This is a genomic window from Pseudomonas sp. Z4-20, from assembly GCF_051131955.1.
Lineage (GTDB): Bacteria > Pseudomonadota > Gammaproteobacteria > Pseudomonadales > Pseudomonadaceae > Aquipseudomonas > Aquipseudomonas marvdashtae.
In genome coordinates this window covers 1378659-1401500 of sequence record NZ_CP071641.1, presented here as the reverse complement: position 1 = coordinate 1401500, position 22842 = coordinate 1378659, and the positions used below count along the sequence as shown (strand labels likewise).

General features: G+C 59.6%; 26 protein-coding genes. 5 read left to right on the top strand and 21 right to left on the bottom strand.

The window, feature by feature from the left end; genetic code table 11:
- Positions 1–60 precede the first annotated feature (60 nt).
- The 17 genes from queC to J3P82_RS06360 form a co-directional block, all read right to left on the bottom strand.
- Positions 61–735, bottom strand: coding sequence for a 7-cyano-7-deazaguanine synthase QueC (queC, locus tag J3P82_RS06440; RefSeq protein WP_434563728.1), 675 nt, complete (start codon positions 733–735; stop codon positions 61–63).
- Positions 736–754: 19 nt separating this feature from the next.
- Positions 755–1402 carry a 7-carboxy-7-deazaguanine synthase QueE gene (gene queE, locus J3P82_RS06435; RefSeq protein WP_434561614.1) on the bottom strand — a complete coding sequence of 216 codons (648 nt, stop codon included), beginning with the start codon at positions 1400–1402 and terminating at the stop codon, positions 755–757.
- Positions 1403–1568: 166 nt separating this feature from the next.
- On the bottom strand, positions 1569–2402 hold the full coding sequence (gene ybgF / locus J3P82_RS06430) for a tol-pal system protein YbgF (RefSeq protein WP_434561612.1): 834 nt from the start codon (positions 2400–2402) through the stop codon (positions 1569–1571).
- A gap of 6 nt (positions 2403–2408) precedes the next feature.
- Positions 2409–2906 (bottom strand): peptidoglycan-associated lipoprotein Pal, encoded by a 498-nt coding sequence (pal, locus tag J3P82_RS06425; protein WP_003178634.1) that lies wholly within the window; start codon positions 2904–2906, stop codon positions 2409–2411.
- A gap of 52 nt (positions 2907–2958) precedes the next feature.
- Positions 2959–4260, bottom strand: coding sequence for a Tol-Pal system beta propeller repeat protein TolB (gene tolB, locus J3P82_RS06420; RefSeq protein ID WP_434561610.1), 1302 nt, complete (start codon positions 4258–4260; stop codon positions 2959–2961).
- The gene (gene tolA, locus J3P82_RS06415; protein ID WP_434561608.1) at positions 4257–5336 is read right to left on the bottom strand and encodes a cell envelope integrity protein TolA; all 1080 of its coding nucleotides are present in this window, start codon (positions 5334–5336) and stop codon (positions 4257–4259) included. The genes tolB and tolA overlap by 4 nt, the downstream gene beginning before the upstream one ends.
- Positions 5336–5788: a protein TolR gene (gene tolR / locus J3P82_RS06410; RefSeq protein ID WP_162277330.1), complete on the bottom strand. Its 453-nt coding sequence runs from the start codon at positions 5786–5788 to the stop codon at positions 5336–5338. Before tolR ends, tolA begins: the two co-directional genes overlap by 1 nt.
- A 23-nt stretch (positions 5789–5811) precedes the next feature.
- On the bottom strand, positions 5812–6507 hold the full coding sequence (gene tolQ / locus J3P82_RS06405) for a protein TolQ (protein ID WP_025215226.1): 696 nt from the start codon (positions 6505–6507) through the stop codon (positions 5812–5814).
- Positions 6497–6964 carry a tol-pal system-associated acyl-CoA thioesterase gene (gene ybgC / locus J3P82_RS06400; protein ID WP_030140799.1) on the bottom strand — a complete coding sequence of 156 codons (468 nt, stop codon included), beginning with the start codon at positions 6962–6964 and terminating at the stop codon, positions 6497–6499. The genes tolQ and ybgC overlap by 11 nt, the downstream gene beginning before the upstream one ends.
- Before the next feature lie 126 nt (positions 6965–7090).
- A complete protein-coding gene (ruvB, locus tag J3P82_RS06395) occupies positions 7091–8152 on the bottom strand; it encodes a Holliday junction branch migration DNA helicase RuvB (protein ID WP_025215228.1) in 1062 nt (353 codons plus the stop codon).
- A complete protein-coding gene (gene ruvA / locus J3P82_RS06390; RefSeq protein ID WP_434561606.1) occupies positions 8153–8770 on the bottom strand; it encodes a Holliday junction branch migration protein RuvA in 618 nt (205 codons plus the stop codon).
- Between the two features lie 113 nt (positions 8771–8883).
- The gene (gene ruvC, locus J3P82_RS06385) at positions 8884–9408 is read right to left on the bottom strand and encodes a crossover junction endodeoxyribonuclease RuvC (RefSeq protein WP_025215229.1); all 525 of its coding nucleotides are present in this window, start codon (positions 9406–9408) and stop codon (positions 8884–8886) included.
- Positions 9409–9602: 194 nt separating this feature from the next.
- Positions 9603–10349 (bottom strand): YebC/PmpR family DNA-binding transcriptional regulator, encoded by a 747-nt coding sequence (locus J3P82_RS06380; RefSeq protein ID WP_434561604.1) that lies wholly within the window; start codon positions 10347–10349, stop codon positions 9603–9605.
- Between the two features lie 120 nt (positions 10350–10469).
- The gene (gene aspS / locus J3P82_RS06375) at positions 10470–12245 is read right to left on the bottom strand and encodes an aspartate--tRNA ligase (RefSeq protein WP_434561602.1); all 1776 of its coding nucleotides are present in this window, start codon (positions 12243–12245) and stop codon (positions 10470–10472) included.
- A 75-nt stretch (positions 12246–12320) separates the two neighbouring features.
- Entirely contained in the window at positions 12321–12542 is a 222-nt protein-coding gene (locus J3P82_RS06370) for an FmdB family zinc ribbon protein (protein WP_003178589.1), read from the bottom strand.
- Positions 12543–12700: 158 nt separating this feature from the next.
- Positions 12701–13042: a ribbon-helix-helix domain-containing protein gene (locus J3P82_RS06365; RefSeq protein WP_434561600.1), complete on the bottom strand. Its 342-nt coding sequence runs from the start codon at positions 13040–13042 to the stop codon at positions 12701–12703.
- Between the two features lie 203 nt (positions 13043–13245).
- On the bottom strand, positions 13246–13719 hold the full coding sequence (locus J3P82_RS06360) for a Dps family protein (protein WP_186611669.1): 474 nt from the start codon (positions 13717–13719) through the stop codon (positions 13246–13248).
- A 397-nt stretch (positions 13720–14116) separates the two neighbouring features.
- On the opposite strand from J3P82_RS06360, the gene J3P82_RS06355 reads away from it, so the two are divergent.
- A complete protein-coding gene (locus tag J3P82_RS06355) occupies positions 14117–14722 on the top strand; it encodes a cold-shock protein (RefSeq protein ID WP_186611670.1) in 606 nt (201 codons plus the stop codon).
- Positions 14723–14793: 71 nt separating this feature from the next.
- Here the strand turns inward: J3P82_RS06355 and J3P82_RS06350 are convergent, their stop codons facing one another.
- Positions 14794–15000 (bottom strand): SlyX family protein, encoded by a 207-nt coding sequence (locus tag J3P82_RS06350; RefSeq protein ID WP_434561598.1) that lies wholly within the window; start codon positions 14998–15000, stop codon positions 14794–14796.
- A 3-nt stretch (positions 15001–15003) separates the two neighbouring features.
- A complete protein-coding gene (locus J3P82_RS06345) occupies positions 15004–15429 on the bottom strand; it encodes an HIT domain-containing protein (protein WP_434561597.1) in 426 nt (141 codons plus the stop codon).
- Positions 15430–16282: 853 nt separating this feature from the next.
- Here J3P82_RS06345 and J3P82_RS06340 point away from each other — a divergent pair.
- Positions 16283–17560: an OprD family porin gene (locus tag J3P82_RS06340; protein WP_434561595.1), complete on the top strand. Its 1278-nt coding sequence runs from the start codon at positions 16283–16285 to the stop codon at positions 17558–17560.
- A gap of 165 nt (positions 17561–17725) precedes the next feature.
- On the opposite strand, the gene J3P82_RS06335 is transcribed toward J3P82_RS06340, so the two are convergent.
- Both J3P82_RS06335 and J3P82_RS06330 read right to left on the bottom strand, forming a co-directional pair.
- Positions 17726–18568 (bottom strand): mechanosensitive ion channel family protein, encoded by an 843-nt coding sequence (locus J3P82_RS06335; protein ID WP_186635585.1) that lies wholly within the window; start codon positions 18566–18568, stop codon positions 17726–17728.
- A 57-nt stretch (positions 18569–18625) separates the two neighbouring features.
- Positions 18626–19111: a YajQ family cyclic di-GMP-binding protein gene (locus J3P82_RS06330; protein ID WP_186611675.1), complete on the bottom strand. Its 486-nt coding sequence runs from the start codon at positions 19109–19111 to the stop codon at positions 18626–18628.
- Between the two features lie 143 nt (positions 19112–19254).
- On the opposite strand from J3P82_RS06330, the gene J3P82_RS06325 reads away from it, so the two are divergent.
- From J3P82_RS06325 to J3P82_RS06315, 3 genes are read left to right on the top strand one after another with little or no spacing between them, the layout of a single operon-like run.
- On the top strand, positions 19255–20172 hold the full coding sequence (locus J3P82_RS06325) for a putative 2-dehydropantoate 2-reductase (protein ID WP_434561593.1): 918 nt from the start codon (positions 19255–19257) through the stop codon (positions 20170–20172).
- Positions 20173–20218: 46 nt separating this feature from the next.
- Positions 20219–22255: a sensor histidine kinase gene (locus J3P82_RS06320; RefSeq protein ID WP_434561591.1), complete on the top strand. Its 2037-nt coding sequence runs from the start codon at positions 20219–20221 to the stop codon at positions 22253–22255.
- Positions 22256–22257: 2 nt separating this feature from the next.
- On the top strand, positions 22258–22839 hold the full coding sequence (locus J3P82_RS06315) for a cob(I)yrinic acid a,c-diamide adenosyltransferase (RefSeq protein ID WP_434561589.1): 582 nt from the start codon (positions 22258–22260) through the stop codon (positions 22837–22839).
- Positions 22840–22842: the final 3 nt, after the last annotated feature.

Sequence of the window (22842 nt, the reverse complement as noted above, 5' to 3'; positions counted from 1 at the left end):
GTGTGGTGGCGCGTATAATACTGATTTCTAAGGACTATTCAACACTTAATTTGAAATAAATCAAAAATAAGGGGTTGGATCGTCTACGCCCGCCATTGCGAAGCCTTCCGCACGCAGGCGGCAGCTGTCGCACTTGCCACAAGCGCGGCCCTGATCATCGGCCTGGTAGCACGAAACGGTCAGGCCATAGTCCACGCCCAGCTTCACCCCCGCCTTGATGATGTCAGCCTTGCTGAGGTTTTGCAGCGGCGCCTGGATGCGAAAGCCCTGTCCTTCTACGCCGGCCTTGGTCGCCAGGTTGGCCATGCGCTCGAACGACTCGACGAATTCCGGGCGGCAGTCCGGGTAGCCGGAATAATCCACGGCGTTGACGCCAATAAAGATGTCTCGGGCCTGCAGCACTTCGGCCCAGCCCAGCGCCAGCGATAGGAACACGGTGTTGCGCGCCGGCACATAGGTCACCGGAATGCCTTCGCTCGGCGCCTCGGGCACGTCAATGGAGCTGTCGGTCAGGGCCGAACCACCGATGCCGTTGAGGTTCAGGCCGATCACCTTGTGCTCGACCACGCCAAGGTCACGGGCAACCCGCTCGGCGGCATGAAGCTCGGCGCGGTGACGCTGGCCGTAATCGAAACTCATGGTGTAGCAGCTATAGCCGTCTGCACGGGCCATGGCCACGACGGTCGCCGAGTCCAGGCCACCGGACAGCAGGATGACCGCGCGCTTTTCTGGAATCGTGGTTTGTTCAATCATGTCAGCGCCCCGGCTCGTCGTTCCAAAGATATTTATGCAGCTGCAATTGCAGGCGCACCGGCAAATTGTCCGCCACGACCCAATCGGCCAATTCCCGGGCATTGAGGTCGTGATGACTCGGTGAAAACAACACCTCGCCGGCCCGCCGGTCGAGTCCATACTGGATCAGTTTGGACACGGCCCAGTCGTAGTCTTCCCTTGAGCAGATGACAAACTTGACCTGATCGTTGGGGGTCAACAGCTGGACGTTCTCGTAACGGTTGCGATGCGCTTCCTTGGAGCCTGGGGTTTTCAGGTCCAGGACACGACTGACCCGTGGGTCGACCGGCGAAATGTCCAGGGCACCGCTGGTTTCCAGCGAGACCTCATAGCCAGCGTCGCACAGCTGCTTGAGCAAAGGGATGGCATTGGGTTGCGCCAAGGGCTCACCGCCGGTCACGCAAACATAGCGCGGACGGAAGCCGGCCACCTGTTCGAGAAGATCGTCGAGGGTTCGCAAGGTGCCGCCGCTGAAGGCATAGGCACTGTCGCAGTATTGGCAACGCAACGGGCAACCGGTGAGGCGCACAAATACAGTGGGCAGCCCGGCCGTCCGCGTTTCACCCTGCAACGAGTAAAAAACTTCAGTAATTCTCAATGTGTCTTGCATAGTCGCCACGGGCGTAACAGCTAAACAGGCTGTCCGCCTCCGTCAGGCACTTCAAGCAACCCCGCCAACGCGTAGATCCCAAGAAGCGTGTTTCAGAAAAAGGGCGTGAATTCTAACGAAAAAACCCGCGACAAGCGCGGGTTTCTTCCAAGCGGGTCAAGCAACCTTACATGCGTTGCAGATCGCGTTGGGCCAACTGGGCAGCGGACGTACCCGGATACTGGGCCACCACTTGCTGCAGAATGCCTTTTACCTTGTCGGTGTGACCGAGGCGGCGTTCCACGTCAGCTAGCTTGTACAACGAATCCGGCACCTTGGCATGCTTGGGGTACAGCTGCGAGACCTTGGCAAAGGCCTGGCCAGCACCTTGCAGGTCACCTTTGGCCAGGTTCACTTCGCCCAACCAGTATTGGGCGTTACCCGAGTACTGGCTGTTGGGGTATTTGCGCAGGAAAGCGGTAAAGGCCTGGCTTGCCTTGTCGAAATCCTTGGCCTTGATCAGGTCGAAGGCAGCATCGTAATAGAGCTTTTCCTTCGCCGGATCAGCCGGCTCACCACCGGCTGCAGGTGCTGCTGGAGCGGCTGCTCCGGCGCCTGCGGCTGCACCGGGGGCGTTCAAATCGCCACCGGCTGAAGAATTATCAGGAGTCGCGGCAGGAGCAACGCCGGTTCCTATGCGCCGATCAAGATCCTGGTATCGCTCCAGGTTTTCTTGCTTCATGCGCGAAATATCATTTTGCAGTTCTTCGATCACACCCTGTTGGCGCGAGATCTGATCCTGCATTTGCTGCAGTTGGTTGAACAGCTGGCCCTGTGCCGAGACAGGGGCCGAAACCCCTCCCCCGGCATAGGCGCCGTTCGTACCGTAACCTGCAGGCGGATAACTGCTCCCGCTATTGTCATAGCCGGTCTGGTTATCGACCACAGGAACCGCAGCCCACGCCGCAAGCGGCGCGAGGCTGAGAGCCAGGACAGTTACAGCACGACGGCACGTTCGCATGACGAATTACTTACGCAGTTCGACGCGACGGTTTTGAGCCCAGGACTGCTCGTCGTTGCCGGTAGCAACTGGACGCTCTTCGCCGTAGGAAACCAGTTCCAGCTGAGCTGGGGAAACACCTTGCAGTACCAGGTAGCGTTGAACGGCTTTCGCACGACGCTCGCCCAGTGCCATGTTGTACTCACGAGTACCACGTTCGTCGGTGTTGCCTTCCAGAACAACGCGAGCGCCGTTTGCTTTCAGGTCTTTGGCGTGAACGTCCAGAGCGCGCATGGCTTCTGGCTTCAGGTCCGAGCTGTCGTATTCGAAGTAGAAGGTGGTGATTGCGCGCAGAGCAGCTTCTTCGCTCAGGGAGCCGTCAACTGCACCAGTGTTAGCGCCGTAACCAGCGTTTGGATCAACAGCGCCTTCACCGGCGTTGTCGCCGCCTTTGGACGAGCAACCTACAGCTACAGCCATGGCCAGAGCCAGCGCAGCAAATTTACCAAACTTCAGCATTTCCATCGTGAAACTCCTAATGAACCCCAGTGTGTTAAGTAAAACGTATTGCGCCGCGTCAGTTCAGGTAAGGGGACCAGGACGGTTCTCTGACTTCGCCTTGAGCGGTAGGAAGCGGGAGCCTCACGCGTCCATTAATGGACACGAGCATCAAGACTCCCCGGCCCTGCTGGCGGGTGGCGTAGATTACCATGGTGCCGTTGGGCGCAACAGTAGGTGACTCGTCCAGAGTGCTATCAGTGAGGATTTTTACGCTACCGCGCTGCAAATCCTGGGCCGCCACCTTGAAATTGGTGAATCCATCCTGGCGATGGATCATCACCAGGGTCTTTTCGTCCGCTGACAGTTTAGGGTTGGCGTTGTAGTTACCCACGAACGTCACGCGCTCGGCACCGCCGCCACCGGCACTGGTCTTGTAGATCTGCGGCTTGCCGCCACGGTCGGAGGTGAAGTAGATGGTCGAGCCATCCTTGCCCCAGAACGGTTCGGTGTTGATGCCCGGGCCATTGGTCACGCGGGAAATCGAACGCGACGCCAGGTTCATCACATAGATGTCCGGGTTACCGTCCTTGGACAGCACGAACGCCAGGCGGGTACCGTCCGGCGACCAGGCTGGCGCGCCGTTCAGGCCTTCGAAGTTGGTAATCTGCTCGCGACGACCGGTGTCGATGTGCTGCATGAAGATGCGCGGACGCTTCTGTTCGAACGATACATAGGCGATACGCTTGCCATCGGGGGCGAAACGCGGCGACAGGATCGGCTCGCGCGACTGCAGCAGGGTCACTGCACGGGCACCGTCATAGTCGGAGCGCTGCAGGGTGTAGCGGGTGTTTTTCTCGGAGAAGCGTTCGGCCGTCACGTAGAGCATGCGGGTAGAGAACGCCCCCTTGATGCCGGTGAGTTTCTCGAACGACTGGTCGGCGATGTAGTGGGACATGTCACGCAACTGGTCAACGCTGCCCGACACGCTGCCGGTCAGCACTTGCTGCTCGGTGGCGACGTTGAACAACGCGTACTGGACCTGCAGGCGACCGCCGGCCGGAACGATGCTGCCCACCATGATGTACTGGGCGCCCAACGCCTTCCAGTCACGGTAGATGACTTCGCTGGCCTGGGTCGGCAGGCCGATCATGTTCTGCTTGGGAATCGGCGCGTAGTAACCCGAGTTGCGCAGGTCATTGCCGATGATTTCCGCCATGTCGTCCGGCAAGACGCTACCGCCCTGCCAGCCGAACGGTACGACGGCGATCGGCGTCGCCCGGTCGCTGCCGCTGGTGACCAGGATGTTCTTTTCCTCTGCTACCGCTATCCCTGCCAGGCAGCAGATAACGACAAGCATTGATCGAAGAAGGTTTCTCACAAGGCTAGATCCTCAGGTGTGAATGTCATCTTGAACGAACGATAGGGAGCAAAATCGCTCGGCTTCATTCCTTGCATTTCCGTCAATCGCCCAATGTTCTTGACCGCCGCGACCGCCGAAGCGTCGAACGGACCGTCACCGCTGGACTTGGCGACGTTGACCGAGGTAACCGTACCGTCGGGCAACATGCCGATTTGCAACACAACCGTCATGCCTTTGCGCGCTGAAGGTGGACGAGCCCAGCCTTCTGCCGCTCGGGCGCGAATCAGGTCATCGAAACTGCCGGCGACTTCATCGCCCTGCTCGTCGGCCAAGGCCTGCTGACGCTCCGGCGTGTCCGAAAGCAGGTCCGCCAAGGCCTGGGCCTTTTTCTCTTCGGCGGATTTGCGCGCTGCGTCCTGGGCCTTTTTCTTGGCGGCGTCGGCGGCGGCTTTCTTCTTCGCGTCTTCGGCGACTTTCTTTTTCGCCTCTTCAGCTTCAGTTTTCTTCTTGGCGTCTTCGGCCGCTTTTTTCTTCGCGTCCTCGACAATCTTTTTCTTCGCTTCTTCAGCGGCCGCTTTCTTGGCCTCTTCTTCAGCGGCTTTCTTGGCTTCTTCTTCGGATTTCTTCTTGGCTATATCAGCCAATTGTTTCTCTTCTGCCTTCTTGGCCTCGGCGGTTTTCTTCGCTTCGTCGGCTTTCTTGGCTTCGTCTGCCTTTTTCGCCTCGTCCGCTTTCTTCGCCTCATCGGCCTTCTTGGCTTCTTCGGCCTTTTGAGCAGCTTCCTCTTTCTTTTGTTCCGCTGCTCTCACCGCTTCCTGCTCGACCTTTTTCTGCTCCATCTGCTCGACCTCGGTCTGGCGCGCGGCGGATTTCTTCGCCTCGCCAGCCAGCTTCTGGTTGGTCTGCGTAGTCGCCTGGCTTTTCGACTTGAGCTGGTACAGGGTCGCCTGCACGATCGGCTTGGCCGGCGGCAGTTCCGGGGTCATGGCAAAACTGACGAACAGCATGCCGAACACCAGCACGTGCAGGCCGATTGCCAGGACACTGGGCCAGAAGTAGCTTTCCGAGGCGGACGGCTCTCGCTGTTGCTGCATCAGGGGGCCTCGGTGATCAAGCCAACATTACCGACCCCGGCTTTCTGCAAACCGCCCATGGCGCCCATGACGGCACCGTAGTCGACGGTCTTGTCGCCGCGAATGAAGACCTGGGTGCGCTTGCCGTTACTGTTACCGGCGTTGATGATCTTTGTCACCGCATCGGTCATCTGCGGCAAGGTCATGGCGCGGTCCTGCTGCTTCTCGGTATCGACTTCGCTGCCAAGGTTCCAGTAATAGGTCTTGTCAGCCTTGATCGAAATGGTCAGTACCTGGGTGTTGTTGTCCTGCGGCAAGGCTTCGCTGGAAACCTTCGGCAGATCAACCTTCACGCCCTGATTGAGCATGGGCGCGGTCACCATGAAGATGACCAGCAGCACCAACATCACGTCGATGTAGGGCACTACGTTCATCTCGGCGACCGGCTTGCGCTTTTTTCGGGCTCGAGCGATTAAAGCCATTGGGAAATACCTGCTTATTCTTCGCTGGTGTGCACTTTGCGGTGCAGGATCGCCTGGAACTCATCGGCGAAGGTGTAGTAGCGGCCGGTCAGCGTCTCGCTGCGGGCAGCGAAGCGGTTGTAGGCAATAACGGCCGGGATGGCCGCGAACAGGCCGATGGCGGTAGCGATCAGCGCTTCGGCAATACCCGGGGCCACGGTGGCCAGGGTCGCTTGCTGGGCGGATGCCAGGCCACGGAAGGAGTTCATGATGCCCCACACGGTACCGAACAGACCGATGTACGGGCTGACCGAACCGACGGTGGCCAGGAACGACAGGCCTTGTTCGAGTTTTTCTTCTTCGCGGGAGATGGCCACGCGCATGGCACGCGCCACACCTTCCATCACCGCTTCAGGATCGACACCCGGCTGCTGGCGCAGGCGAGAGAATTCCTTGAAACCTGCACGGAAGATCTGCTCGACGCCCGAATCCGGGTCCGGGTTGCTGCCGGCCTGGCGATACAGCTTGGACAGGTCGATGCCGGACCAGAAGCGCTCTTCGAAGCTCTCCAGGGCACGGCGACCGGCGCGCAGCATGTTGCTGCGCTGAAAGATCATGATCCATGAGGTCACCGATGCGGCTACCAGGATCAGCATTACCAGTTGCACCACGACACTGGCATTGCTGACCAGGCTCCACATGGAGGAATGGTCGACGACGTTAGCTTCCACGCTTTATCTCCTGCTCTGAGTGTGTACCCGCGCCGCTCACGCCGGCAAAGGCCGCGCGTAGAGCTTCGGGAATGGCCCGGGGTTTCAAACTATGGGTGCGCACACAGGCCACCAAAAACTGCCCTTCGCAGAGCAGCACATTATCCGCAGCCCGCCTGACCTGCTGCTTGAAGCGCAGGCTGACGCGGTTCAATTCGATGACATCGGCAGTCACCACAAGCTCGTCATCCAGTCGCGCCGGCGCGTGGTAGCGCGCTTCGCTGGAATGCACGACGAATAACAGGTCCTCCCCTGCCAGCGCGGATTGGGCGAAACCCAGTTCCCGCAGCCGTTCGGTTCGAGCCCGTTCCATAAACTTGAGGTAATTGACGTAGTAGACGATGCCGCCAGCATCGGTGTCCTCGTAATAAACGCGACAGCGATGTGCGAACGACTCCAGCCCGTTTTGCGCGCGCATACTCTAGTGCTTACTCCTCAGGTTGCCAATCGGCCGGCAACTGTTTTTTCATTCTCGAATGCATTGACGCTCCAGGCGTCGTCTGGGACAGCACGAACCGGAAAAAAGTCGGGACAAAGAGCGCGTTCAATCGTCCACCGCATCGAGGAATTCGTCTACCACCGGCATCTCACCCATTCGTGTCGGGATGTTTAAGCCAAAGTGCAGATAGGCGTGACGCGTCACCACGCGCCCGCGAGGGGTACGCATGATATAGCCCTGCTGGATCAGGTACGGCTCCAGCACATCTTCGATGGTATGGCGCTCTTCGCTGATGGCCGCGGCGAGGCTGTCGACGCCCACCGGGCCACCGTCGAACTTCTCGATCATGGTCAGCAGCAGGCGTCGGTCCTGGTGGTCGAAGCCGCGCTCGTCGATGTCCAACAGGTTCAAGGCCAGGTCGGCAATTGGCTTGGTGATGTGGCCCTTGGCGCGGACTTCGGCAAAGTCGCGGACGCGGCGCAACAGTCGGTTGGCGATCCGCGGCGTGCCCCGGGCCCGACGGGCGATTTCATAAGCGCCGTCCGGATCCAGCGGCAACCCGAGGATGCTCGCCGAGCGGCTGACAATGGTCGCCAGGTCGGCGTTGTTATAGAACTCCAGGCGCTGGACGATACCGAAGCGGTCGCGCAGCGGGTTGGTCAACATGCCGGCGCGGGTGGTGGCGCCCACCAGGGTGAAAGGCGGCAGGTCGAGCTTGATGGAACGCGCCGCCGGTCCCTCGCCGATCATGATGTCGAGCTGGAAATCTTCCATGGCCGGATACAGCACTTCCTCGACGATCGGCGACAGCCTGTGGATTTCGTCGATGAACAGCACGTCATGGGGTTCAAGATTGGTCAGCAGCGCCGCCAGGTCGCCCGGGCGCTCGAGGACCGGTCCGGAGGTGCTTTTGATCGACACGCCCATTTCCTGGGCGATGATATTGGCCAGGGTGGTCTTGCCCAGGCCCGGCGGACCGAAGATCAGGGTGTGATCCAGGGATTCGCTGCGCCCACGGGCGGCCTGGATGAACAGCTCCATCTGCTCGCGCACTGTCGGCTGGCCGATGTAATCGGCCAGGCTGACGGGGCGGATCGCGCGGTCCTGGATTTCCTCGCGGTCACGGGGCGCGCCCGTGGCGGCGATCAGACGATCAGCTTCAATCACTTAAATCATTCCCTTCAGGGCGCGGCGAATCATGTCTTCGGTACTCAAGCCTTTTTCCTTGATCGCGGAAATCGCCTTGCTGGCTTCCTGCGGCTTATAGCCCAGGGAGATCAGCGCAGTGACCGCATCGCTCTCGGCGCTGACCGCTGGCGTTAGCGCGTCCGGCTGATTCGGCTGATTCGGCACCAAGGCGAACATCGCCGGTACCGCCTCCCAGGCCTTGAAGCGGTCCTTGAGCTCGACCAACAGGCGCTCGGCGGTTTTCTTGCCAACGCCCGGCACCTTGGTCAGCGCCGAAGTGTCCTGGGATTGCACGCAACGGATCAGCTCATCGACTTCCAGGCTCGACATCAAGGCCAGCGCCAGCTTCGGGCCGACGCCATTGAGGCGGATCAGCTCGCGAAAGAAATCCCGCTCGCGCTTGCCGACAAAACCATAGAGTAACTGGGCATCTTCGCGCACGACCAAATGAGTGTGAAGCGTCAGCGGCTCACCGACCGACGGCAAGCGATACAGCGTGGTCATGGGCACTTCCAGCTCATAACCCAGGCCGTTTACATCCAGAATCAGGTGCGGCGGCTGTTTTTCAGCCAAAGTGCCGCGCAAGCGTCCAATCACGTTTCAGATCCTTGGGCTCTGCCAACCGCTGGCTGGCGAATAACTGCCCGGGCATGGAGGCCAACGACACAGGCACAACTTGCTCGGGTTCATGAATGAATGCGCTGATGCTATCAGAGACGCAGGCGCCCGCCACGACTGCGTGCAGCTCCCAGTCCGTGAGGCAACAGGCTGGAACGGGTATGGGCATGGCAAATGGCGATGGCCAGGGCGTCGGAGGCGTCGATCTGCGGCTTGCTGACCAGTTTCAGCAAATGCATGACCATCATTTGCACTTGCTCCTTGTTCGCCGCTCCCGTCCCGACGACTGCCTGCTTGACCTGGGTCGCGGTGTATTCAGCGATCTCCAGGCTTTCCTCGGCGCCGGCCACGATGGCCGCGCCTCGTGCCTGCCCCAGCTTCAAGGCGGAATCGGCATTGCGGGCCATGAAGACCTTTTCGATACCCATGGTCACCGGGCCGTAGGTCTGGATGACTTCGCGCACGCCGCGATAAACAATCTGCAAGCGCTCGTGCAGTTCGCCCGCGCCGGTGCGGATGCAGCCAGACGCAACGTACACGCAGCCGCGCCCGGTATCGCGAACCACACCGTAGCCGGTGATGCGCGAACCGGGGTCGATACCAAGGATTAAAGTCATAACGCCTGCGAAAGGTAATGCGGTTGCAAAAGGATACAGCTCACCGAAGGTTTGCAGTGAATCCGTGGCGAGGGAGCTTGCTCCCGCTGGGCTGCGCAGCAGACCTTTTTTGGGAGCGCTTCGCACTCCAGCGGGAGCAAGCTCCCTCGCCACGATGATTTCAAGCAAACCTTAAGTGAGCGGCATTACGCCTGTCAGCCCAGCTGTTCAGCCACCGACTCCGGGATGTCGGCGTTGGAGTAGACGTTCTGCACATCGTCCAGGTCTTCCAGCATGTCGATCAGCTTGAGCACTTTCTCGGCGCCTTCCAGGTCCAGTTCGGCACTGGTGGTCGGCTGCATGACGATTTCCGCGTCGGCAGGCGTAAAACCCGCCGCTTCCAAGGCGTTGCGCACGGCATAGAAACTGGCGAACGAGGTGAACACGTCGAACGAGCCGTCTTCATGACTGACCACGTCATCGGCGTCGGCCTCCAGGGCCGCTTCTGTCAACGCATCCTCATCGATGCCCGGGGCGAAGCTGATCTGGCCCTTGCGCTCGAACAGGTAAGCCACCGAGCCATCGGTGCCCAGGTTGCCACCGCATTTGCTGAACGCATGACGCACGGCCGCCGCGGTGCGGTTGCGGTTGTCGGTCATGCATTCGACCATCACTGCCACGCCGCCCGGGCCATAACCCTCGTAGGTCAGCTCTTCAACGTTGTCGGCCTCGGTCGCACCGGCGCCACGGGCGATGGCCCGGTCGATGATGTCGCGGCTCATGTTCGCGCCGAGCGCCTTGTCCAACGCCAGGCGCAGGCGCGGGTTGGAACCCGGATCGCCGCCACCCTGGCGGGCCGCGACCGTCAGCTCACGGATCCACTTGGTAAAGATCTTGCCTCTCTTGGCATCCTGACGTTCTTTGCGGTGCTTGATGTTCGCCCACTTGGAATGACCTGCCATAACTCGCTCCGTTTCTCTTTGGAACATTGCCCGCCCTGCGCGTGCGCAGTGGCCGGCAATCAGAAATATCGACCCCAATGAAAAGGCGCATCCGAAGATGCGCCCTCTCAGGTGCCAGCCTTACTCAGCCTTTGGCTGTTCACGCAGACGAATGTGCAACTCACGCAGCGCCTTGGCGTCCACCACGCCCGGCGCCTGGGTCATGACATCGGCCGCGCTCTGGGTTTTCGGGAACGCGATCACTTCGCGGATCGACTGGGCGCCGGTCATCAGCATCACCAGACGGTCCAGGCCGAAGGCCAAGCCACCGTGGGGTGGCGCGCCGTACTTCAGTGCATCCAGCAGGAAGCCGAATTTCTCTTCCTGCTCGGCTTCATTGATGCCCAGCAGGCGGAACACCGCCTGTTGCATTTCCTTGCGATGGATACGGATCGAACCGCCACCCAGCTCGGTACCGTTCAGGACCATGTCGTAGGCACGCGACAGAGCGGTGGCCGGGTTGGCCTCCAATTCTTGCGGCGAGCACTTCGGCGCGGTGAACGGGTGGTGCAGCGCAGAGAAGCTGCCGTCGTCGTTTTCTTCGAACATCGGGAAGTCGACGACCCACATCGGTGCCCATTCGCAGGTCAGCAGCTTGAGGTCGTGACCCAGCTTGATGCGCAACGCGCCCAGGGCTTCGCTGACGATCTTGGCCTTGTCGGCGCCGAAGAACACGATGTCGCCGTCAACCGCGCCCACGCGATCGAGGATCACATTGAGGTTGGCTTCAGGAATGTTTTTCACGATGGGCGATTGCAGGCCATCAACACCCGCGGCGCGCTCGTTGACCTTGATGTACGCCAGGCCCTTGGCACCGTAGATGCCGACGAACTTGGTGTAGTCGTCGATCTGCTTGCGCGGCATGCTCGCCCCGCCTGGCACACGCAAGGCCGCGATACGGCATTTCGGGTCGTTGGCCGGACCGCTGAACACCTTGAAATCGACGTCCTTGAGCTGGTCGGCCACGTCCACCAGCTCCAGCGGGTTACGCAGGTCCGGCTTGTCGGAACCGTAGCGACGCATGGCCTCTTCGAAGGTCATGTGCGGGAACTCACCGAATTCCAGGTCCAGCACTTCCTTGAACAGGTTGCGGATCATGCCTTCGGTCAGGCCCATGATGTCTTTTTCGTCGAGGAAGCTGGTCTCGATGTCGATCTGAGTGAACTCAGGCTGACGGTCGGCACGCAGGTCCTCGTCGCGAAAGCACTTGGCGATCTGGTAGTAGCGGTCGAACCCGGCCACCATCAACAGTTGCTTGAACAACTGTGGCGATTGCGGCAGGGCGAAGAAGCTGCCGGGGTGAGTACGGCTCGGCACCAGGTAGTCGCGGGCGCCTTCCGGCGTGGCGCGGGTCAGGATCGGCGTCTCGACGTCGAGGAAGCCATTTTCGTCCAGGTAGCGACGGATGCTGGTGGTCATGCGCGAACGCAGGCGCAGCTTCTCGGCCATTTCCGGACGACGCAGGTCGATGAAGCGGTAGCGCAGGCGGGTTTCCTCGCCCACGTCGGAATATTCGTTGAGCGGGAACGGCGGGGTTTCCGACTCGTTGAGCACTTCCAGCTCATAGCCCAGCACTTCGATCATGCCGGACGCCATGTTGGCGTTACCGGCGCCGGCCGGGCGCAGGCGCACCTTGCCAGTGATCTTGACGACATATTCGCTGCGCACGCGGTCGGCGGTAGCGAAGGTTTCAGCGCGGTCCGGATCGAACACCACCTGGGCCAGGCCTTCACGATCACGGATATCGAGGAAAATCACCCCGCCATGGTCACGGCGACGATGGACCCATCCGCAAAGAGTAACTTCCTGACCTTCCAGGCTTTCGTTCAGTTGGCCGCAATAATGGCTGCGCATCATGGTAGTGGTTTCACTTCTCGTAATTCGACATTCGGTTGGAGGCCCTGCCTGTGCAAGAACTCGCGCGTATTCAGTTCAATCGGCTTTGTCGCCACCGGCCAGGTTTTTCTTGGCGCCGGTCTTGAAGTCGGTTTCATACCAGCCGGTACCACCGAGGCGAAAACCTGGCATGGACAGCATCTTCTTCAGCTCCGGCGCCTGGCAGGCAGGGCAGTCGACCAGCGGTGCCGCGCTGATCTTTTGAATGGCTTCCATCTGATGACCACAGGAAGCACATTGATAGTCGTACATCGGCATGGGGTTGTCTCGGCGATCAGGTTATTACGCAAAGCGCGGCTTTGCGGCAAAGAGCGGGATTATATCCATTAAATGCAGCCTGTGCAGCCGTAAGACCGCACAGTCATTGCCGGCAATGTCGTTCATTCCAGGCTTGCGTACCCCACTTGGCGAGGGGACTAGATCACGCACTGATCAATTTCAGCTTCCTTCAAGCTGTGCACAACGCAGACAACACGCACCAAGCCGCTGAAATTGCGCACGCCACCGTGACGCAGATGCACCTCACGATCCACATGGGACAGCAAGGTGCTGACGGAGCAGCTATTGAGCTGGGCCATGTCGCCAAGGATATCCCAATAGATTTGTTCCAGCCGCAGACAGGTGGCGAACCCGTTGAGCCGGATAGAGCGGGCCAAGGGCCGGGCCAGTTGCATGTCAAACCCTCTGACGAACGGGTCGGTGCTTACGGACAGCAAACGTTCGCGCGCACTTCCCCTGGGTTCTTTTCCTTGAATCATACCGTTGACACTCCTTTGCCATACGAGCCTCAGTCGGAACAACCGACCTGTGGCCCTATGGAAGCTCAACTGGATCGCCAGTTCCAGATGACTTTTTGACCATCAACGTAGGACAAGCCAACGGGGAGTTGGCGACAAATCATGCCTTCCTACACGCGACGGCAAGCGATGGCGCCAACGGCAGCACCATCACCTGTACAGACTTATTGATCTTCCAGCAGCGAACGCAGCATCCAGGCGGTTTTTTCGTGGACCTGCATACGCTGGGTCAAAAGGTCGGCGGTGGGTTCGTCGCTGACCTTGTCCAGCAAAGGAAAGATGCCACGGGCCGTACGCGTCACCGCCTCCTGGCCCTCGACCAGTTGTCGAATCATGTCCTCGGCACCCGGCACGCCCTCTTCTTCCTTTATAGAAGACAAGCGCGCGTACACCGAGTAGGCGCCGGGCGCCGGAAAGCCGAGCGCACGGATCCTTTCGGCGATCAGGTCCACCGCCAGCGCCAGCTCGTTGTACTGCTCTTCGAACATCAAGTGCAGGGTCCGGAACATCGGCCCGGTGACATTCCAATGGAAATTATGGGTCTTGAGGTAAAGCACGTAGGTGTCCGACAACAGGCGCGAAAGCCCGTCGACGATGGACTTGCGATCTTCTTCGCTGATACCGATATCAATTGCCATGTGTTTGATCTCCTGACGGTGATGAATTCGACAGCGGCCATTGCACCCTAGCGGGTGTCGCCATCTGTAGCCTGCGACTAATCGCCAGCCCTCCTGAACCGACAAGCCGGGACGGCGCAGGGTTCCGGCGCGGCGCAAAATTCAACCTCCTTTGCCGATCACCTTCGAGCGCCCCGCCGGCGCTTTTCGGCCGACGAACAGCGTGTCACGGCCCCGTAACGAGTTTGAGAAGGCCGGGGCTTTGCTGTTAAATAGGCAGTGTGTCGCTACGCCTCTTTTCCCGGGCATGGCGCATAGGCTGATTCGGGTACGTGTTCCTACGCCTCTCATTGTTCTGGAGCGAACCGCCCCCGACCAGCTCTTCCTTGTGATCTGTCTTAACCGTGAGCCAATCAAAATGTTGAAAATCGTCCACTTGCTAATGGGCGCAGCTGCCCTGCTGCTGTCCTTCATCCCTAGCCTGGGTTCCGAAGCCACACCTTACCTGCAACATCCCGACGCGCTGTACCTGGCCTTTTTCGGCCTGCTCAACCTGACCCTGGCACCCGTCATCCCTTACTGGAACAAAGGTCCACGTCATCAACTGCAAAACCTTGTCAGTGCGCTGCTGGTGCTGGCTGTTGCGTTGCAAACCCTGACCCTGCTGGCGCCCATGCCGGAAATCGGCGGCCAACCCGCCATTCTTTCCAGCCTGGCCGCGGCATTGCTCGCTGTGTTGCTGCACCTGGCCGTCAGCTTCTACAAGAAGTCGTCGCCGGCCGCCGCACCGCAGAACTACGACATGTCCAACCGCGATACCGGCACCGTGAAGTGGTTCAACACCTCCAAGGGGTTCGGTTTCATTTCTCGCGATTCCGGTGATGATATTTTCGTGCATTTCCGGGCGATCCGTGGCGAAGGCCACCGCGTCCTGGTCGAAGGCCAGCGTGTCGAGTTCTCGGTCATGCACCGCGACAAGGGCCTGCAGGCCGAAGACGTGATCGCCGCGCTCCCGCGCCGCTGATCCAGGCGTAAAAAAACCGCGATGCAGCCTGGCTGCTCGCGGTTTTTTATTGCCCGTCGTTCGGGCCCAGGTCAGTAATGCGGGGGTGGCGCGTCTTCTTCGAAGGATTCGAACTGCCCGGCCATTTCCTCTTGGCGCTTGAGAAGTGCGGCCATCTGCAGCTGCAAACGTTCGACAATTCGTTGCTGCGCCACCAGCACGTCATTCAACGCCTGGATAGTGTCATCCTGAAACGCCAGGCGGCTTTCAAGCTCGGTTACACGCTCTTCAAGGTTCATGGTTCAGCCCTCCAGGAACTTGAAATCATCGGTCAGGACCGCTCGCAAGCGTTCGCGAATGGCGCTCACCTGCTCGGCATTATAAGGCTGCGCCGGATGTTTGCCCCATACCGGCGCGGGCCACGCAGCGTCCTCTCGCTTGCGCACGATCACATGCATGTGCAATTGACTGACAACGTTACCCAAGGTTGCAACGTTCAGTTTGTCGGCATCGAACGAGTCCTTGAGCGTTTCGGCCAGCGCCGTGGTTTCTTTCCACAACTGTTGCTGGTCACCGTCATCCAACTGAAACAATTCGCTGATATTTTCCCGTCGCGGCACGAGGATGAACCATGGGTAGTTCGAGTCGTTGGACATGAGCAACCGGCACAGCGGGAAATCGCCGATGGGCAATGTGTCTTGTTGCAATCGTGGATCTAAGGCAAACACCGTGCGTACTCCTTACATGATCGATTGAGCCCGATTTGGCCCGCAGGCCGGCACCGGACGCAGGGGGTCAGCATACCTGTGAACGGCAACGGGTTCATCGCGAATGATGAACCGACATGGCGCCTGCTTTCGACGCCGCGCACCAATACAGCGCAGCGAATACTCGGCGATGCCAAAACAGCTCTATAGACGCCGCATCGAGAATTCGCACTGTAAGTTTTTCGTACAACCAGAAGATTTTCTGCACCAAAATCGCACAGCGCGTCTACGCTCAGTGCACGAAGCATCCGTGATCTACTCACTCGTGGGGTGAACCGGTAACGTTTTTGGTTGTCGCACGGCCTTTCCGGGCGGCAATCACGGCACTGGCCTCGTAGTCAACCTTAATTAAAACAAGGCGTTTGGAGCCCGGTTTCATGAGGTTTCGCTACGAGCAATTGGGAAATGTGAAAAAAACGTGAACAGAAATGGGATTTGAGCATGCTTGTTGCATTCATCCCCACATCGCCTACAGGGGAATCGCCGGACGCGCGAACCTGAAGGCTCATGAATAAAGTGGCAAGGTTGCCCTCAAGGAGCTTCAAGCGCAGTTACCAAGGACTCTTTACGCCGGTGCCGGAAAAAAAAAGCAACTACAAGTTGCGGATCCGATTGCGCCGCACTAGCTGAAATACGACAGGGATCGAGCCATTGGCGACACGGTCGTAAAGAAGCTGAAAGGTTGAATGGGCAAGTATCGCCAAAGAATGTCAGCGTGATATAAGTTTGCGCCGACACAAAAAGAAAGAGCCGCCCAGATAAAAAAACAGGTGGGACGGCAGTACTCTTCTAAAAACCAAAGGAGCAAATCACGATGCGCGTGATGAAGTGGAGCATGATCGCACTGGCTGTATCGGCCAGTACCTCGCAGTTCGCAGTGGCCTCTTCCCAGGAAGAATCCAAGGGCTTTTTTGAAGATCAGAGTTTGAACGTTCTGAGCCGTGCGCTGTACATGAATCGCGATTGGAAGAACAACGACAGCGACGAGCAAAGTTATCGTGAAGAAGCTGGCCTTGGTGTACGTGCCACGTACGAATCGGGCTTCACCCAAGGTACCGTTGGTGTAGGCGTCGATGCCTTCGCATTCGGCTCCGCCCGTTTCGACGGCAGTGCTGGTCGTGCCGGTAACGGTCTGTTCGCTCAGGACAGCGATGGCGACCTAGAACATACTCAGTCGAAGGCTGGTGGCGCGGTTAAGTTCCGTCTGTCCGACACCGTTCTGAAATACGGTAATCAAGTGGTTGCCAGCCCGGTTTTCTCGACTGACGACAGCCGTCTGCTGCCGGAAGTTGCCACCGGCACCCTGATCACCAGCAAGGAAATCAAAGGCCTGGAGCTGAGCGCTGGTCGCTTCACCTCGCTGAGTTCACAGACTGGTATGGGCCGTGACAGCATCAATGGTCGTAACGATGCCGGTATCCGCAACCCTGGCCTGACCTCCGCCAACATTGCAGGTGCTACCTACCAGTTCACCGACAATTTCGTCGCTGGCGTGGCTGCCTCCGACGTTGAAGATTACTTCAAGAAGAAGTACATCAACCTGAACTACACCCTGCCAATCAACGAAGATCAATCTCTGAACTTCGACTTCAACGGCTATGACAGCGAGAGCCAAGGTCGGGAACTGAGCGGCAACATCGACAACCGCATCTGGTCCCTCGCAGCGGCCTATGCTATCGGTGCCCACAAGTTCACCGTGGCTCATCAGCGCTCCACCGGTGATACTGGCTACCTTTATGGCGTTGACGGCAACGGCACCATCTTCCTCGCCAACTCCATCCAGTACTCCGACTTCAACAACGAAGACGAGCGGTCCTGGCAGGCTCGCTACGACCTGAACATGAAGACCTACGGCGTTCCTGGCCTGAGCTTCATGACTCGCTACGTCCGAGGTGACAACATCACCATTGGCGACGACAGCGACAACAAAGAACACGAACTTGACTTCGAAACCAAGTACGTCATGCAGAGCGGTCCAGCAAAAGACCTGTCTTTCCGTGTTCGTAGCGCGTTCTACCGCGGCAGCGATGGTGTTGGCCGCGACAACAACGACTTCCGCTTCATCGTCGAATACCCACTGAGCATCTTGTAATTCAGTGCTAATTCGATAGCGACACCCGCAACAAACAAAAACCGCTCACCTGATCCAGGTGAGCGGTTTTTTTATGCCTGGTGCAATGTCAGCGTTAACACAACTTGTTAAATAGCAAGCTAGCTAAACATAACCTGACCCCAGCGCCGAGTTACATTCAAACCGTTATTGCGCCGGCCCTTCCTGAACAACCCGAATCACCCGTTGCGGAAACGGAATATCAATGCCCGCATCCTTCAAGCGGTCCCGCGCCTGTTCGTTAAGCATGAACATCACGTTCCAGTAGTCCGCCGTTTTCACCCAGATACGCAGCGACACCGTGATCGAGCTATCGCCTAGGGTGGAAATCACCGCTTCTGGTGCAGGATCGGCCAATACGCGCTCGTCCTTGGCCAACTCCAGTAACACTTCCCGGGCCTTTTGCAGGTCGGCCTGGTAATCCACGCCCACGTCGAACACCACTTTGCGAGTGGGTTGGCGATTGGTGTTGGTGATGATGCCGTTGGACAGGTTGCCGTTGGGCACGATAACGGTCTTGTTGTCACCGGTACGAATGATCGTGTGGAAGATCTGGATGCTGTCGACCGTACCGGCCACGCCTTGGGCTTCGATCCAGTCACCGATGCGAAACGGACGGAACAGCAGGATCAGCACGCCGCCGGCGAAATTCGCCAGGCTGCCCTGCAAGGCCAGGCCGATCGCCAAGCCTGCCGCACCGATGGCCGCGACGAACGAGGTGGTTTCCACGCCGATCATCGACGCGACGCTGACGATCAGTAAAATCTTGAGGATGACGTTCGCCAGGGTGCTGATAAACCCTTGCAATGCCAAGTCGGCATTGCGCAAGGCCAGCAGTGCGCCCAGTTTGCGGGTCAACTTGTTGATCAGCCACCAGCCGATAGCCAGGGTGACGACCGCCAGCAGCACGCGGCTGCCGTACTCCATGATCATCGGTATCCAGGCCTGGGAAGCCTTGACCAGGTGGTCCACTTCAGCGTTCAAGTCCATCTAACTCTCCTTATTCCTGTTGCACGCGGCATGTTGTGTGTTTCCGTATAACGGAGATCAGTCGCGGAAGTTATTGAATTGCAGGGGCATGCCGAATTCCTTCCCGCGCAGCGCGGCGATGGCTTCCTGCAAGTCGTCACGCTTCTTGCCGGTCACGCGCACCTGCTCGCCCTGGATGGCGGCCTGTACCTTGAGCTTGGCGTCCTTGATGTGGGCAACGATCTTCTTCGCCAATTCCTTGTCGATACCTTCCTTGAGCACGGCTTCCTGCTTCATCAGCTTGCCCGAGGCGTAGGCTTCCTTGACCTCCAGGCATTGCACATCGATCTTGCGCTTGACCAGCGCCAGCTTGAGGATTTCGATCATCGCCTCGAGCTGGAACTCGGCCTCGGCGGTCAGGTTGACGGTCAGGTCCTTTTCCTTGAACTCAAAACTGCCCTTGCCCTTGAGGTCATACCGACGGTCGAGTTCCTTGACGGCGTTTTCAACGGCGTTGGTGACTTCGTGTTTGTCCAGTTCGGATACCACGTCGAATGACGGCATGTAGTGTTCTCCAAATAAAAAGGCGCGCCCGTGACAAAGGCGCGCACTTGGCTTGTGGTTAAAATCGGGCTCATTATAACGGGTCTTTTCCCGTCGTTACCGCGAGCCCCTCAGATGCCAGCGCCAAAGCGAGTAAAAAACTGATGTCCACCACCTGGCATGTCCTGGGAGCCGGCAGCCTCGGCACGTTGTGGGCGACGCGCCTGGCCCGGGCCGGCCTGCCGGTGCGGCTGGTGCTGCGCAATGAGCAGCGGCTGCAGGCTTACCGGGCCAGCGGCGGCCTGACGCTGGTGGAACAGGGCCAGGCGCAGTGTTACCCGGTGCCCGGCGAAACCGCGCAAAGCCCCGAACCCATCCAGCGCTTGCTGCTGGCTTGCAAGGCCTATGACGCGCAAGCGGCGGTGGCTTCGGTCGCCCATCGACTGAGTGCCGAGACGGAACTGATCCTGCTGCAGAACGGCCTCGGCAGCCAGGATGCGGTGGCGAACCGCGTCCCCCTGGCTCGCTGCATCTGCGCCTCGAGCACCGAAGGCGCGTTCCGCGACGGTGACTGGCGCGTGGTGTTCGCCGGCCATGGCTACACCTGGCTGGGCGACCCCGCGCACCCGGTGGCGCCAGTCTGGCTAGATGACCTGAGCGCTGCTGGCATCCCCCATGAATGGAGCGCCGATATTCTCACTCGCCTGTGGCGCAAACTGGCCCTCAACTGTGCGATCAATCCGCTCACCGTGCTGCACCATTGCAAGAACGGCGGCTTGCAGGAACACCACTGCGAAGTGGCAACCTTGTGCGCGGAACTGACCGACCTGCTCGAACGCTGCGGCCAGCCCGCGGCGGCCGAAGACTTACCGGCCGAAGTCGAACGGGTCATCCAGGCCACCGCTCAGAACTATTCGTCGATGTACCAGGATGTCGCCAACCAGCGCCGCACCGAAATCAGCTACCTGCTCGGCCATGCCTGCGCGGTCGCACAACGTCATGGGGTGGCCGTGCCGCATCTTGAACAAATGCGCCAACGCCTGATTGCCCACTTGGACAACCTCGGATTGCCCAGCGACTGAGCAGCGGCTACGCTGGCCCACGTGTTCCTTTTTAGCGACGAGTCAGATGCCATTGCGCCAGCGCCTTGAAAACCTCCCGGTCGGCCAGAAACTGCTGGCGGCCCTGTTGGTATTGTTGACCACCGTTTTGCTGGTGGCGAACCTGACCTTCATCAGCGCGGCCTACTACATTTCCCAGGAAAGCATGGCCCCGCAGGCCTTGCAGACCATCGGCCGGCTGGTGGCCAACCCGAGCCTGATCTCCGACGCGTTGCAGTCGCCGCAGAGCGCCCAGCGCCTGCTCGATGAACTCAACAGTTACGCGCCCCTGCGGGCAGCGGCGCTGTATGACGGTCGGGGTGAACGCCTGGCCGAGTTGCAACAGGGCGAAAAGCTCAGGTTGCCGGAACACTTTCGCCATATGCAAACCTGGCAGGCCGGGGAATTTCGTAGCAACCAAGTCATCACCCTGCCCCGTCCCGGCACCCAACCCGGCCATTTGTTGCTGGTCGCCAGCAGCGAGTTGCCCACCGCCTTCTACACCGGCACCCTGACCGCCAGCCTCGGCATCCTGATTTTCAGCGTGCTGCTGTGGTTGCTCATTGCCCAGCAGATCAAGCGGCTGATTACCCAGCCGATCCACCAACTCGAAGAGCTGTCGCGCCAGGTTACCCGCGAGGAAAACTATTCCCTGCGGGCCGGCCGTGGCAACCATGACGAGATCGGCAGCCTGGCCGAGGCGTTCAACACCATGCTGTCGCGTATCGAAGCCCGGGAGCAGCAGCTCAAGCGCGCCCGGGACGATTCCCAGGCGGCTTATGACCAGGCCCAGGGCCTGGCGGAAGAAACCCGCCACACCAACCGCAAGCTGGAGCTGGAAGTCCAGGTGCGCAGCAAGATCGAGAAAAAGCTCACGGGCTTTCAGAACTACCTCAACAGCATCATCGACTCCATGCCGTCGGCGCTGATCGCCCTCGACGAACAACTCTATGTCACCCAATGGAACCAGGAAGCCAGCGCCCTTTCCGGCACTCGGCTGGACGAGGCGTTGAACCAGCCGATCTTCCTCGCCTTCGAACCGCTCAAGCCCTATCTGCCACAGCTCAAGCAGACGGTCGAGCAGCACACGGTCGCCAAGATCGAGCGCGTCACCTGGACCAAGGACGATGAAGCCAAGCACTACGCCCTGACTTTCTATCCGTTGATGGGCGGCGCCGGACGGGGCGTGGTGATCCGCATCGACGACATCACCCAGCGCCTGTCGCTGGAGGAAATGATGGTGCAATCGGAGAAAATGCTCTCGGTGGGTGGCCTCGCAGCGGGCATGGCCCATGAAATCAACAACCCACTGGGGGCGATCCTGCACAACGTGCAGAACATCCGCCGACGCCTGTCGGCCGAACTGCCCAAGAACCTCGAACAGGCCGAACAGTTGGGGATCGACTTGCCGGTGGTCAATCGCTACCTGCAAAGCCGGGAGATCCCGCAGTTGCTCGATGGCATCCAGCAGGCCGGCGCCCGCGCCGCCAAAATCGTCACCCACATGCTCAGCTTCAGCCGGCGCAGCACCCGGCAAATGGCGCCCTGCGACCTGCCGGCGCTGATCGACCAGGCGGTGGAGATCGCCGGCAACGACTTCGACCTGGCGATTGGTTTCGACTTCAAGGGCCAGGCGATCATCCGCCAGTTCGACCCGAACCTGGGCCCGGTGCCCGGCACGGCCAACGAATTGGAGCAGGTGCTGCTGAACCTGTTGAAGAACGCCGCCCAGGCCATTCACCAGCGCCAGGACGACGGCGAGCCCGGCCGCATCATCTTGCGTACCCGGCTGAACCCGCCGTGGGCGCAAATCCAGGTCGAGGACAATGGCATCGGCATGAGCGAAAACGTGCGCAAACGCACCTTCGAACCGTTCTTCACTACCAAGGAAATCGGCCAGGGTACGGGGCTCGGGCTGTCAGTGTCGTATTTCATCATTACCAACAACCACAAGGGCCAGATGGAAGTGCAATCAACGCCGGGCCAAGGCACTTGCTTCACCTTGCGCCTGCCCCTGGCGGGCACTTCGATGGTGGCGCAAGAACACAAGCAAGTGGAGCGCTGAACATGGGTTTTCGCCTGTCGAAGATATACACCCGCACCGGTGACAAAGGTGAAACCGGGCTGGGCGATGGCCGCCGCGTAGCGAAGGACCATCCACGGGTTGAGGCCATCGGCGAAGTGGATACGTTGAACAGCCAGTTGGGGTTGCTGCTGGCCGGGCTGGCCAATGAAATGGGCCAGTATCCGGCACTGGAGGAACTCGTCGAAGTGCTGGCGCCCTGTCAGCACCGGTTGTTCGACCTGGGTGGCGAGCTGGCGATGCCGGCGTATCAAGCACTGGATATGGCGGAAGTCGAACGCCTGGAAGCGGCCATCGACGTGTGGAACGACGAACTGGGGCCGTTGGAGAACTTCATCCTGCCCGGTGGCTCGACCTTGATAGCCCAGGCCCATGTGTGCCGGAGCCTGGCCCGCAGCGCGGAGCGCCGTTGCCAACAGCTGAACGCCATGGAGCCGCTGGCGGGGCCGGGGCTGGCCTATATCAATCGGTTATCGGACCTGCTGTTCGTAGCGGCGCGGATCATTGCCCGTCGGCAGGGAATTGCAGAAGTGCTGTGGCAGGCGGCAGCCAAGCCTGCGCACTGATCA